Below are 13,202 nucleotides of genomic sequence, written 5' to 3'. Positions count from 1 at the left end.
GTACCCGTCGATCCACTCAGTGTGACCAGGGTGGGCAACCAGCGCGAGGACCGGTGCGGTGTCGGCCCCGCCGCACCTCCGTCAGCGGGCGGCGAGGGGTTGGGCGGCGGGGTGCACGGGGGCCGGGAGGGTGCCGGTGCCGTCGAGGTAGCCGTGGATCGCGGCGGCGGCGGCCCGGCCCTCGGCGATCGCCCAGACGATCAGCGAGGCGCCCCGGTGCATGTCGCCGGCCACGAACACCCCGTCGGCCCCGGTCTGCCAGTCCTCCCGGGAGTCGACCGCGCCCCGCGCGTTGCGGGTCACCCCGAACTGCGCCAGCAGCGGCTGCTCCTCGGTGCCCTCGAAGCCGATCGCCAGCAGCACCAGGTCGGCGGGCAGCTCCCGCTCGGTGCCCGGCACCGTGGTGACGATCCGCCGGCCGTCGTGCTTCTCGACGGTCACCTCGGCGATCCGCACGGCCCGGACGGCGCCGGTGCCGTCGTCGACGAACTCCTGCACCGCCACGGCGAAGACCCGCTCGCCGCCCTCCTCGTGGGCCGGGTACTCCCGCAGGATCCACGGCCAGGTCGGCCACGGGTCGCGGGCCTCGTCGCGGGCCCGCGGCGGATGCGGGTAGAGGTCCAGCTGGTGTACGCCGGCCGCGCCCTGCCGATGCGCCACCCCGAGGCAGTCCGCCGCGGTGTCGCCGCCGCCGATGATGACCACGTGCCTGCCGGCCGCGTCGATCGGCGTACCGTCCGGCAGGGTGGCCAGCGCGGGTCGGCCCTCGCCGGCCGCCGCGACCACCCGGTTGGCGGCCACCAGGTGCGCCATCGCCTGGTGTACGCCGCGCAGCTGCCGGCCCGGGGTGTCGGTGTCCCGGCCCTGCAACGCGCCGCAGGCCAGCAGCACCGCGTCGTGCCGGTCGCGCAGCTGTTCGGCGGTGACGTCGACGCCCACGTTCACCCCGGTGCGGAACACGACCCCCTCGGCGTCGAGCTGGGCCAGCCGGGCGTCGATGTGCCGCTTCTCCAGCTTGAAGTCGGGGATGCCGTAGCGCAGCAGGCCGCCGATGGCGTCGTCGCGTTCGTACACGGTGACGGCGTGACCGGCGCGGGCCAGCTGCTGCGCGGCGGCGAGCCCGGCCGGCCCGGAGCCGACCACGGCGACCGACCGGCCCGACGGCACCGGCGCGGGACGCGGGGTCAGCCCCCGGGCCGCCGCCGCGTTGGCGATCTCCACCTCGACCTGCTTGATGGTGACCGGCTCGCCCCCGCCGATGCCGAGCACACAGGCGGCCTCGCAGGGCGCCGGGCAGAGCCGGCCGGTGAACTCGGGGAAGTTGTTGGTGGCGTGCAACGACTCCACGGCCGCGCCCCAGTTGCCGGTGCGGACCAGGTCGTTCCAGTCCGGGATCCGGTTCGCCAGTGGGCAGCCGGCCGTGTCGCTGTGGCAGAACGGGATGCCGCAGTCCATGCACCGGGTGGCCTGCTCGCGGATCAGCTCCGCACCGGCCGGCGGGTAGACCTCGCGCCAGTCGCTGATCCGCACCGGCACCGGCCGGCGGGCCGGCATCCGGCGCGGGTAACGCAGGAAACCGTTGGGGTCAGGCACGAGCCACCTCCTGGGCGACCGCCCGCGGGGCGGGCGGGACCGGCGCGGACGCGTCGGCGGGAGCCGGCCGCGGGGCCGGTGCCGCCAGTGCGCTCATCACCGCGTCGTCGACGTCCTGGCCGGCGGCTTCGGCGGCCCTCATGATCTCCATGACCCGGCGGTAGTCGCGGGGCACCACGGCGGTGAACTCCTCCACCGCCTCCGGCCAGCGCTTGAGCAGTTGCTCGGCGATGGCCGAGTCGGTCTCGGCAAAGTGCCGCTGCACCAGCTCGTGCAGCAGCGCCCGCTCCTGCTCCCCGGGTGGGGCGAGGTCGACCAGCTCGGTGTTGACCCGGCGACGGTCGAGGTTCCAGACGAACGCGGTGCCGCCGGACATGCCGGCGGCGAAGTTGCGCCCGGTCGCGCCCAGCACCACCACCGTGCCGCCGGTCATGTACTCGCATCCGTGGTCGCCGACCCCCTCGACCACCGCCACCGCGCCGGAGTTGCGCACCGCGAACCGCTCCCCCACCCGGCCGCGCAGGAAGACCTCGCCCTCCGTGGCGCCGTAGAGGATGGTGTTGCCGGCGATGATCTGGTCCTCCGCCCGGTGGCCCGACTCGGCGTCGGCGCCGACGAACGGCGCCGACGCGGCCGGCCGGACGACGAGCCGGCCACCGGACAACCCCTTGCCGACGTAGTCGTTGGCGTCGCCGTAGAGGCGCAGGGTGACCCCGCGCGGCAGGAACGCGCCGAAGGACTGCCCGGCGGTGCCGCGCAGGGTGAACTCGATGGTGTCGGCGGGCAGCCCGGCGCCGCCGTACCGGCGGGTCACCTCGCCGCCGAGCATCGCGCCGACGCTGCGGTGCTCGTTGCGGATGGCCACCTCGGCGCGCACCGGAGCCACCCGCGTCTCGGCGTCGGCCGCCCGGAGTGCCACGTCGCGCAGCACCGGCTCGGCCAGGGCGATGAGTTCGTTGTCCAGCGCCAGCTCCAGGCCGTGGTCCTGGGGGCGTACGCCCCGGCGGGCCGCCCCGGCGGGCAGCTCCGGCAGGTGCAGCACCCGGCCGAGGTCGAGCCCGCCGGCCTTCCAGTGCGCGACCGCCGGTGCGACGTCGAGCAGCTCGGTACGCCCGATCGCCTCGTCGATGCTGCGCAGGCCCAGCTCGGCCAGGTAGCCGCGGATCTCCTCGGCGAGGAAGAGGAAGAAGTTCTCCACGAACTCCGGCTTGCCGGTGTAGCGCTCGCGCAGCACCGGGTTCTGGGTGGCGATGCCCACCGGGCAGGTGTCCAGGTGGCAGACGCGCATCATGATGCAGCCCGACACGATCAGCGGGGCGGTCGCGAAGCCGAACTCCTCGGCGCCGAGCAGGGCCGCGACGATCACGTCCCGGCCGGTCTTGAGCTGGCCGTCGACCTGCACGGTGACCCGGTCGCGCAGCTTGTTCAGCAGCAGCGTCTGCTGCGCCTCGGCCAGGCCCAGCTCCCACGGGGTGCCGGCGTGCTTGAGCGAGTTCAGCGGGGAGGCGCCGGTGCCGCCGTCGTGACCCGAGATCAGGATGACGTCGGCCTTGAGCTTGGCCACCCCGGCGGCGACCGTGCCGACGCCGACCTCGCTGACCAGCTTGACGTGCACCCGGGCGGCCGGGTTGACGCACTTCAGGTCGTGCACCAACTGGGCGAGGTCCTCGATGGAGTAGATGTCGTGGTGCGGCGGCGGCGAGATCAGGCCGACGCCGGGGGTGGCGTGGCGGGTCCGGGCGATCCACGGCCACACCTTGTTGCCGGGCAGCTGCCCACCCTCGCCCGGCTTGGCCCCCTGGGCCATCTTGATCTGGAGGTCGTCGGCGTTGACCAGGTATTCGCTGGTGACGCCGAACCGGCCGCTGGCGATCTGCTTGACCGCGGAACGGCGGGCCGGGTCGTGCAGGCGCGCGACGTCCTCGCCGCCCTCACCGGTGTTGGACTTGCCGCCGAGCCGGTTCATCGCGATGGCGAGCGTCTCGTGCGACTCGGCCGAGATCGACCCGTACGACATCGCGCCGGTGGCGAACCGCTTGACGATCTCGCTGGCCGGCTCGACCTCGTCGATCGGCACCGGCGGCAGCACGCCGCTGCGCAGCCGGAACAGCCCGCGCAGTGAGCCCGCCCGCGCGGCCAGTTCGTCGACCTTCGCGGTGTAGTCGCGGAAGACGTCGTACTGCCGGCTGCGGGTGGCGTGCTGGAGGAGAAAGACCGTCTCCGGGTTGAACAGGTGCAACTCGCCCTCGCGGCGCCACTGGTACTCGCCGCCGACGGGCAGCCGGTCGGCGGCCGCGGCACCGGGCGCCGGCCAGGCCAGGGCGTGCCGGGCGGCCACCTCGGCGTGGATGCCGTCGAGCCCGACCCCGCTGATGGTGCTGGGTGTGCCCCGGAAGTAGCGCTCCACCAGGCGGGTGTGCAGCCCGACCGCCTCGAAGACCTGCGCACCGCAGTACGACGACACGGTCGAGATGCCCATCTTCGACATGATCTTCAGGACGCCCTTGCCGAGCGCCTTGACGTAGTTGCGGACCGCGGCGCGCGGCTCGACGCCGGCCAGCAGCCCGGTGGAGATCATGTCCTCGACCGACTCGAAGGCGAGGTACGGGTTGACCGCGGCGGCGCCGTAGCCGATCAGCACGGCGGCGTGGTGCACCTCGCGGCAGTCGCCGGACTCGACGATCAGCGCGACCTGGGTCCGGGTCTGCTCGCGGACCAGGTGCTGGTGCACCGCCGCGGTGAGCAGCAGCGACGGGATCGGGGCGAGGTCGGCGTTGGAGTCGCGGTCGGAGAGGACCAGGATCCGTACGCCGTCCTCGATCGCCTCGGAGACGTGCCGGCAGATCTCGGTCAGCCGGGCCTTGATGCCGGCGCCGCCGTCGCGGATGCGGTAGAGCCCGGAGACCCGCACCGCCTTGAAGCCGGGCAGGTCACCGTCCTCGTCGATCGAGAGGATCTTGGCCAGCTCGTCGTTGTCGATCACCGGGTAGGGCAGCACGATCTGCCGACAGCTCGCCGGGCCGGGGTCGAGCAGGTTGCCCTCCGGGCCGATGGTCGAGGCCAGGCTGGTCACCAGCTCCTCCCGGATGGCGTCCAGCGGCGGATTGGTGACCTGGGCGAACAGCTGGTGGAAGTAGTCGTAGAGCAGCCGCGGCCGGGTGGACAGCGGCGAGATCGGGGTGTCGGTGCCCATCGAGCCGATCGGCTCCGCGCCGGTACGCGCCATCGGCGCGAGCAGGATCTTCAGCTCCTCCTCGGTGTAGCCGAAGGTCTGTTGGCGGCGGCGGACCGAGTCGTGGGTGAAGACGATGTGCTCGCGGGCCGGCAGGTCGTCCAGCTCGATCAGCCCGGCGTGCAGCCAGTCGGCGTACGGCTCGGCGGCGGCCAGCTCGGTCTTGATCTCGTCGTCGTGCACGATCCGGCCGGCGGTGGTGTCGACCAGGAACATCTTCCCCGGCTGGAGCCGGCCCTTGGCGACCACGGCGGCCGGGTCGAGGTCGAGCACGCCCGCCTCGCTGCCCAGCACCACGAGGCCGTCGGCGGTCTGCCACCAGCGGCCCGGGCGCAGGCCGTTGCGGTCGAGCACCGCGCCGACGATCTCGCCGTCGGTGAAGGCGACCGAGGCGGGGCCGTCCCACGGCTCCATCAGGCTGGCGTGGAACCGGTAGAAGGCGCGCTTGTCGGCCCGCATGTCCGGGTCGTTCTCCCACGCCTCGGGGATCATCATCAGCACCGCGTGCGGCAGGCTGCGCCCGGCCAGGTGCAGCAGTTCGAGGACCTCGTCGAAGTTGGCCGAGTCGGAGGCCGCCGGGGTGCAGACCGGGAAGACCCGCCGGATGTTGCCCGGGAGATCCGGAGTGCGCAGCAGCGCCTCGCGCGCCTGCATCCAGTTGCGGTTGCCGCGGATGGTGTTGATCTCGCCGTTGTGGGCGATGAAGCGGTACGGGTGCGCCAGCGGCCAGGACGGGAAGGTGTTGGTGGAGAACCGGGAGTGCACCAGCGCGATGGCGCTGTCCACCCGCTCGTCGGTGAGGTCCGGGTAGAAGGCGGGCAGTTGGTCCGGGGTGAGCATGCCCTTGTAGACCATCGTCCGGCCGGACAGCGACGGGAAGTACGCCGGCACGCCGCGCTCGGCGGACTCGCGCTCGGCCTGCTTGCGGACGCAGAACGCGACCCGTTCCAGCTCGATGCCGCCCAGCGCGGAGCCGGCCGGGCCGGCGGCGGTGCCGGTGAGCCGCTTCGCGGCGAGGAAGAGCTGCCGGACCCGGGGCATCGCCGCCAGGGCCGTCTCGCCGAGGTCCGAGTGGTCCACCGGGACGTCCCGCCAACCGAGCAGGTCGGCGCCCTCGACCAGGGCGTACTTCTCGACCACCTGCCGGGCGCGCGCCTCGTCGGCGTCGTCGTCGGGCAGGAAGACCAGACCGGTGGCGTACTCGCCGGCCGGGGGCAGGGGGAAATCGACCACCGCGCGCAGGAACGCGTCCGGCACCTGGATCATGATGCCGGCGCCGTCGCCGGTGTTCGGTTCCGCGCCTCGGGCACCCCGGTGGTCCAGCCGGCACAACGCGTCGAGGCCGTTGGCGACCACCGTGTGGGAACGCCGTCCGTGCAGGTCCGCCACGAAGGCCACCCCGCAGGCGTCGTGCTCGCGGGAGGCGTCATAGAGGCCGGCAGGGGACGCTGCCTGGCCGTGTAGCGGCGCCGGCTGGGGGCGGTGTGGGTACGCGAGGGCCACCGGGCCTCCTGTCGTCACTCAGGATTGATCATGGTCGGGACGACGTCGGCCCTGTATCGGACTATTGAGTCTACGTTAGGGCTCGGCCCGCAAGGCCAGTGCAGATTGATCACACTGTCCAGAGTCTGGGAAGTGTAGTCTCGCCCGGTGGATACTCGGCACGCCGGCCTGCTCGACCGGTTGGACCGCTTCTATGACGCGGTGCCCCGGGATGCGGCCCGTGCGGAGGATCACGGCGCCTGCGTCCTGTTCGTCCGCGAAGGCCCCGGGTGGCCGTTCTACGCCCGGCCCCGGCGGGGCGCCGACCGCCCGCCGTCGCTGGCCGACCTGACCGCGGTGCGGGCCCGGCAACGCCAGCTGGGTCTGCCCGAGGCCCTGGAATGGGTGCACGAGGTCAACCCGGATCTGCTCGCGGTGGCCCGCTCGGTGGGGCTGGCGGTGCTGGAGGCGCCGCTGATGGTGCTCGACCCGGCCGCCGTGGCAGATCCGGCGACCTTCTCCGACGTACCGGTGCGGTTGCTCCCGGCGTCCGCGCCGGACCTCGCCGCCGACGTGGCCGCCCGGCGCGCGGTCGCGGCGGTCGGGTTCGCCGCACCCGGCACGGGCCGGGGCGCGGCCGGACCGGCCGAACGCGACGCCGCCCTGATCGGGCTGGAGGTGGCGGCGCTCGACGAGGAACGCGCCCGCATCGCCGACGGCAGCCGCCTCTCGGCGCTGGCCGGCACCCCGACCGAGGGCCCGCTGGCCAGCGGGATCGCCATGCGGGTCGGCGAGGTCGCCGAGATCGCCGGGGTGGCCACCCTGCCCACCGCCCGCCGCCGGGGGCTCGGCGCGGCGATCACCGCAGCCCTGGCCCGGGCCCTGTTGGCCGCCGGCACCGACCTGATCTTCCTCTCCGCCGGCAGCGAGGAGATCGCCCGGGTCTACCTGCGGGTCGGCTTCCGGCGCGTCGGCACCGCCTGCATCGCCGAACCGGCCGCGGTCACCGCCTGACTGTCTGTCAACTCGGCTCCTCACCGCGTCGCATCTGGTCGCGTACCTCGTGGTTCGCGGCGGTCGGGTCGTAGCCGGTAGCGCGGAGCAGGTCGCTCACCGCGGTGTGGAGCTGGGTCACCACCGCGCCACCGAACTCGTCGACCCCCTGGGCTCGGGCTCGGCCCGCCTGGTAGACGGCGTCGCCCGCCGCCTGGCGGGTCCGCTCGGTCGCCCGCCCGGCGCGATGCTCACGACGCAGCAGATCGACCGCGTCGGCGAGACGTCCGACGCCGGCGGACAGCTCGGGCGGGATCGGCTCGCCGTACTCCAGGGCCATCGCCGACCGGCGGGCCACCCCCCGGCTGTGTTCGATGACCCGTTCCAGGTGCATACTCGCGCGGGCGAAGCGTTCCACGTCCTGACGACGCAGCCAACGGGCCGGTGCCAGCCGGACCACCTCCTCGGCACCGCTGAGCGCCTCGTGCATCCGGCTGAGGTCGGGCCCCATGCCGCGCAGCGCCTCCAGCGCCCGCACCGCCCGCTGCTGGTCATGGTCGGTCAGCGCCGCGGAGACCTCCCGCAGTTGGGCGGCGAGGCACTGGTAGACCGGAGCCGCGTCGCGGTCGAGGATCCGCATCGGGTTCAGCGGCACCAGCAGCGCGACCACCACGATGCCCACCACACCGCCGACCAGCGCCTCCACGATCCGGGGCCATTCGAGGTCCTCCTGGCCCGGCGCCAGGGTCGCGAGGAGCACCGCCGTGCCGCCGGCCTGGCCGACGGCGGCCCCGCCGCGCCCGAACAGCAGGAGCGTGGCACAGATGGCGCACGCGACGACGAACCCGGTCTGCCAGAACCCGGTGCCCAGAAGGGAGATCAGGAGATCGGTGGTGGCGATGCCGAGCCCCACGCCGAGCATCAGTTCCACGGTGCGGTGGGCACGCTGGCCGAGCGCGGCGACGATCGTACCCACCGCGGCGGACGGTGCGAAGATCGGCGACGGGTTGCCCAGCAGGTCGTGCCCGATCCACCAGGCCAGCGCCGCGGCGACACCCGCCTGCACCGAGATCACCAGGGCGACCTCCAGCTGGTTCAGGCGCAGTCGCCCCGCCCGGCTACCTCGACCCCGTACCCGGGCGCCGGTTGCCTTCGCCCGCTCGGTGGCACGGCCGAGCCGGGACCGACCGCCGCCGGACCCGTCGCGGCCATCAGCGCGACCATCAGGACTCATCCCGCACTCGTACCACGCCGCCACCCGTTCCCGGCCCGAACCCGGGGTTTACGACGAACGCCCGCTCGCCGCGCCCCTCGCCCGTCAACCCGGTCAGGTCGGCGGGCGCCACTGGGCGGCGATCGCGGCCGCGCTGCCGAGCAGGCGGGGGGTGACGGTGCCGAGCACCGCGTCGCGGGCGCGCAGCCCGAGCCGGCCCCGGGTCTGCAACACCGCCGACATCCGCCGGGTCTGCCGGACCACGGCCGCCACCCGGGGGCGCCGCGCCCGGTCGTACGCCACCACCGCGTCCGGCAGCGTCGACGCGCGCAGCAGCCCGGCGAGCGTGGCCGCGTCCTCGAAGGCGAGGCAGGCGCCCTGCCCGAGGTGCGGCGGCATGGCGTGGGCGGCATCGCCGAGCAGCACCACCCCGCCCGGGCCGGCCGGGAAGCCGTACGCCCGGGGCAGCGGACGCAGCTCGCGGATCTCCCGCTGCACCAGGTCGGCCGGATCGGTCGCGGCCAGCAGCTCGTCGACCGGGGCGGGCCAGCCGGCGTACCACCGCCGCAGCAGCGCCAGCTGGGTCTCCGGCGGCTCGGGTCGGGGCGCACCGGCGGCGGTGGCCGTCCAGTAGATGCCGCCCCGGCTGGAGGCGCCGGAGGAGCCACGATCGCCCAGCGAGGCGGCCACGAAGCGGTAGCCGGCGCCGAGGATCTCACCGCCGACGGAGTCGGGCAGGCTCGGCGCGCGGTACCAGGGGATGACCGCCCGCCAGGCGGCGGACCCGGAGCTGACCACGCCCGCCTCGGGGGCGAGCTGACGGCGGATCACGCTCTCCGTGCCGTCGGCCGCGACGACCAGGTCCGCCTCGTACGTGTGCCGGCCGTCGCCGACCGCGGGACGCTCCCCGGCGGCGGCGCGTACCGTTCGCACGGTCACCCCGGTGCGCAGCTCGACCCGCTCACCCAGGCCCGCGATCAACGCGTCGTGCAGATCCTCCCGGTGCACCACCACCGGAAGGCGCTCGGTCGGCGTCTGCCGGGGCTGCACCAGCCAGTGCCCGTCGGGCCGGCGCACGCCGCCGTCGGGCAGCGGGGTGGCGATGGCGTCCAGACCGGCACCGAGGCCCAGGGTGCGCAGCGCGCGGACCCCGTTGGGCCAGAGCACCACGGCGGTCGGCTCCGGGCGGATCCGGTCGGCCCGCTCCAGGAGGGTGACCTGCCAGCCGGAACGGGCGAGCGCACCGGAGACCGCCAGGCCGCCGAGCCCGCCGCCGACCACCACCGCGGTCCGCATGGCGTCGCCCTCGTCTCAGGTGTCGCGATCGGCGGATCGGGGCCGCGCCGCGGGCTCCGCCGCGTCACCGTCGGCCGCCTCGGGCGGCGCCTCACCCGTCTCGCGCCAGTGCCGGAACTGCTCCTCGCTGACCACCCGGTAGCCCTCGGGCGCGGCCGGCTCGGTGCTGGCCTGCTGCGCCGACAGGTCCACCTGGGAGACGTCGGAGGCGGCCGGCGGCGCGGTGGCGGCGGCGGCCGGCAGGCCGATCGGGATCAGGTACTCCCGTGGCCCGCGGACCCGCAGGAAGTAGATCAGCCCGCCCAGGAAGACCAGCGCCGCGGTCCAGACGTTGAGGCGTACGCCGAGGATCGTGTTGGCGTCGTCGGTGCGCATCATCTCGATCCAGAACCGGCCGGCGGTGTAGCCCATCACGTAGAGCGCGAACGCCCGACCGCGCCCGAGCCGCAGCCGGCGATCGACGACGTAGACCAGCGCGGCGACCCCGACGCACCACAGCGCCTCGTAGGCGAAGGTCGGGTGGTAGAGCCCCTGCTCCAGGATCGGCTGGCCGGCCTCGTCGCGCAGCGCCTGCCCGCCGTCCATCCGGTGGATCTCCAGCCCCCAGGGCAGGTCGGTCAGGCCGCCGTAGAGCTCGTTGTTGAACCAGTTGCCCAGCCGGCCGATCGCCTGGGCCAGCGGCAGGCCCGGCGCCAGCGCGTCGGCGACCACGGAGAGCGGGATGCCCAGCTGCCGGGCGGCGATCCAGGCGCCGACCGCGCCACCGGCGATCGCACCCCAGACGCCGAGCCCACCCTCGTGGATGTAGAAGATCTTGATCGGATCCCCACCGGTGCCGAAGTACGCCGCCGGCGACGTGATCACGTGGTAGATCCGGGCGCCGATGATGCCGGCCGGCACCGCCCAGAGGGCGATGTCGAGCACCGCGCCGGGGGCGACGCCGCGGTTACGCATGCGCCGTTCGGTGACCCAGCAGGCCACCACGATGCCGGCGATGATGCACAGCGCGTACGCCCGGATCGGGATCGGGCCGAGCTGCCACACGGCGGTGCTCGGGCTGGGGATGGCGGCCAGGGGCATCGGCGAGGCGAGACTCACGGATGCACACGCTACCGCTGCGACCCCCTCCCCCGTCACCCCGCTCCCTCGCCGAGCGCCACCCTTCCGCGATCTTGCGCTTCCTGTCGCGGCAAAGCCGACATTGTTCGCGGGAAGGCGACCGAAACTGCAAGATCGGCGCGGGGGGCGAGGGGTTAGGGGGTGGGGTGGTGGGCGGCGGTGGCTAGTTCGGCGGCGAGGGTACTCAGGGCGGCCAGGCCGGTGGCCTCGTCGGGGACGTCGAGCAGGCAGCGGACCAGCGCGCTGCCGACGATCACCGCGTCGGCGTACCCGGCGACCGTGGCGGCCTGCGCCCCGGTGCTGACGCCCAGCCCGACACCGACGGGCAGGTCGGTGACCTCCCGCACCCGGGACACCAGCGCCGGCGCCGCCTGCGACGTCTGCGCACGGGCACCGGTCACCCCCATGATGGCGGTGGCGTAGACGAAGCCACGGCAGTGCTCCACGGTCATCGCCAACCGCTGATCGGTCGACGACGGCGCGACCAGGAACGTGCGGTCCAGCCCGTACGCGTCCGAGGCGGCCAGCCACTCGCCGGCCTCCTCGGGGATCAGGTCGGGGGTGATCAGCCCGGTGCCGCCGGCCGCGGCGAGGTCCCGGGCGAACGCGTCGACGCCGTAGCGCTCGATCGGGTTCCAGTAGGTCATCGTCACCACCGGGGCGCCGGTGGCCGCCACCGCCTCGATGATGCGCACCGCGTCCCGGACGCGTACGCCGCCGGCCAGGGCGATGTCGCTGGCCCGCTGGATGACCGGGCCGTCCATCACCGGGTCGGAGTACGGGATCTCCACCTCGATCACGTCGACGCCGGCCGCCACCATCGCCTTCATCGCGGCGATGCTGCCCTCGACGGTGGGGAAACCGGCCGGCATGCAGCCGACCAGCAGCGCCCGGCCGTCCGCCCGCGCCTTGTCGAACGCCCCACCGATCCGGCTGGTCCGCTCGCTCATGCCAGCACTCCGCTGCGCTCCGTGCCGCCATGAGGCACCACCGCACTGAGCCGATGATTCACTCGCTCCCGCTCGCTCATGGTGCCTCCTTGCCCAGGATGCCGAAGTACTCGCCGGCGGTGTGCACGTCCTTGTCGCCCCGGCCGGAGAGGTTGACCACGATGGTGGGCTCCCGGCCCAACTCGGCGGCGAGCTTCGGCGCGACGGCCAGGGTGCCGGCGACGGCGTGCGCGCTCTCGATCGCCGGGATGATCCCCTCGGTGCGGCAGAGCAGCGCGAACGCCGTCATCGCCTCGTCGTCGGTGACCGGCTGGTAGCTGGCCCGGCCGGTGTCGTGCAGCCAGGCGTGCTCCGGGCCCACGCCCGGGTAGTCCAGGCCGGCGGAGATCGAGTGGGACTCCTGCGTCTGACCGTCGGCGTCCTGGAGCACGTAGGTGCGGGTGCCGTGCAGCACGCCGGTGGAGCCCCCGGTGATGCTGGCGGCGTGCCGGCCGGTGTCCACCCCCTCGCCACCGGCCTCGAAGCCGTAGAGCCGCACCTGCGGGTCGTCGACGAAGGCGTGGAAGATGCCCAGCGCGTTGGAGCCACCGCCGACGCAGGCGGTCACCGCGTCCGGCAGCGCGCCGGTGAGGTCGAGACACTGCGCCCGGGCCTCGTCGCCGATGCCCCGGACGAAGTCGCGGACCAGCGCCGGGAAGGGGTGCGGGCCGGCGGCGGTGCCGATCAGGTAGTGGGTCCGGTCGACGTTGGCGACCCAGTCCCGCATCGCCTCGTTCATCGCGTCCTTGAGGGTGCGCGAGCCGGTCGTCACCGGTACGACCGTGGCACCGAGCATCCGCATCCGGGCCACGTTCAGCGCCTGCCGCTCGGTGTCGACCTGACCCATGTAGACCACGCACTCCAGGTCGAACAGGGCGGCGGCGGTGGCGGCGGCGACGCCGTGCTGACCGGCGCCGGTCTCGGCGATCACCCGCTGCTTGCCCATCCGGCGGGTCAGCAGCGCCTGACCGAGCACGTTGCGCACCTTGTGCGCGCCGGTGTGGTTGAGGTCCTCCCGCTTGAGCAGCACCCGGGCCCCGGCCCGCGCGGAGAACCGGCGGGCCTCGTAGAGCAGTGACGGTGTGCCGGCGTAGTCGCGCAGCAGGGCGGCGAACTCGGCCCGGAACGCCTCGTCGGCCATGGCCGCGCGGTGCGCCGCGCCCAGTTCGTCGAGCGCGGCGACCAGCGCCTCCGGCACGAACCGGCCACCGAACGGGCCGAAGTGACCGGCGGTGTCGGGGAACTGCTCCTGACTCACGGCTGATCCTCTCGCTGCGGACCGGCG

Annotated in this window: 8 protein-coding genes; 1 reads left to right on the top strand and 7 read right to left on the bottom strand. The window is 74.1% G+C overall.

Annotated features, from left to right (window positions below; translation table 11 throughout):
* Positions 1–81: 81 nt before the first annotated feature.
* Complete coding sequence (locus O7615_RS22425; RefSeq protein WP_278179762.1) at positions 82–1,593, bottom strand: glutamate synthase subunit beta; 1,512 nt, start codon at positions 1,591–1,593, stop codon at positions 82–84.
* The gene (gene gltB / locus O7615_RS22420) at positions 1,586–6,328 is read right to left on the bottom strand and encodes a glutamate synthase large subunit (protein WP_278179761.1); all 4,743 of its coding nucleotides are present in this window, start codon (positions 6,326–6,328) and stop codon (positions 1,586–1,588) included. Before gltB ends, O7615_RS22425 begins: the two co-directional genes overlap by 8 nt.
* Positions 6,329–6,475: 147 nt before the next feature.
* Here gltB and O7615_RS22415 point away from each other — a divergent pair, with 147 nt between their 5' ends.
* The gene (locus O7615_RS22415) at positions 6,476–7,321 is read left to right on the top strand and encodes a GNAT family N-acetyltransferase (protein WP_278179760.1); all 846 of its coding nucleotides are present in this window, start codon (positions 6,476–6,478) and stop codon (positions 7,319–7,321) included.
* 7 nt (positions 7,322–7,328) lie between these two features.
* Here the strand turns inward: O7615_RS22415 and O7615_RS22410 are convergent, their stop codons facing one another.
* From O7615_RS22410 to trpB, 5 genes are all read right to left on the bottom strand, one after another.
* On the bottom strand, positions 7,329–8,534 hold the full coding sequence (locus O7615_RS22410) for an FUSC family protein (protein WP_278179759.1): 1,206 nt from the start codon (positions 8,532–8,534) through the stop codon (positions 7,329–7,331).
* A 93-nt stretch (positions 8,535–8,627) separates the two neighbouring features.
* On the bottom strand, positions 8,628–9,809 hold the full coding sequence (locus tag O7615_RS22405) for an NAD(P)/FAD-dependent oxidoreductase (RefSeq protein WP_278179758.1): 1,182 nt from the start codon (positions 9,807–9,809) through the stop codon (positions 8,628–8,630).
* A 15-nt stretch (positions 9,810–9,824) separates the two neighbouring features.
* Positions 9,825–10,907, bottom strand: coding sequence for a prolipoprotein diacylglyceryl transferase (lgt, locus tag O7615_RS22400; RefSeq protein WP_278179757.1), 1,083 nt, complete (start codon positions 10,905–10,907; stop codon positions 9,825–9,827).
* A 155-nt stretch (positions 10,908–11,062) separates the two neighbouring features.
* The gene (gene trpA, locus O7615_RS22395) at positions 11,063–11,878 is read right to left on the bottom strand and encodes a tryptophan synthase subunit alpha (protein WP_278179756.1); all 816 of its coding nucleotides are present in this window, start codon (positions 11,876–11,878) and stop codon (positions 11,063–11,065) included.
* A 76-nt stretch (positions 11,879–11,954) separates the two neighbouring features.
* A complete protein-coding gene (gene trpB / locus O7615_RS22390; RefSeq protein WP_278179755.1) occupies positions 11,955–13,175 on the bottom strand; it encodes a tryptophan synthase subunit beta in 1,221 nt (406 codons plus the stop codon).
* Positions 13,176–13,202: the final 27 nt, after the last annotated feature.

Source organism: Micromonospora sp. WMMD1082, from assembly GCF_029626175.1.
GTDB lineage: Bacteria > Actinomycetota > Actinomycetes > Mycobacteriales > Micromonosporaceae > Micromonospora.
Note: the sequence above shows the minus strand (reverse complement) of the source record. Positions and strands in the feature narration are given on the sequence as shown.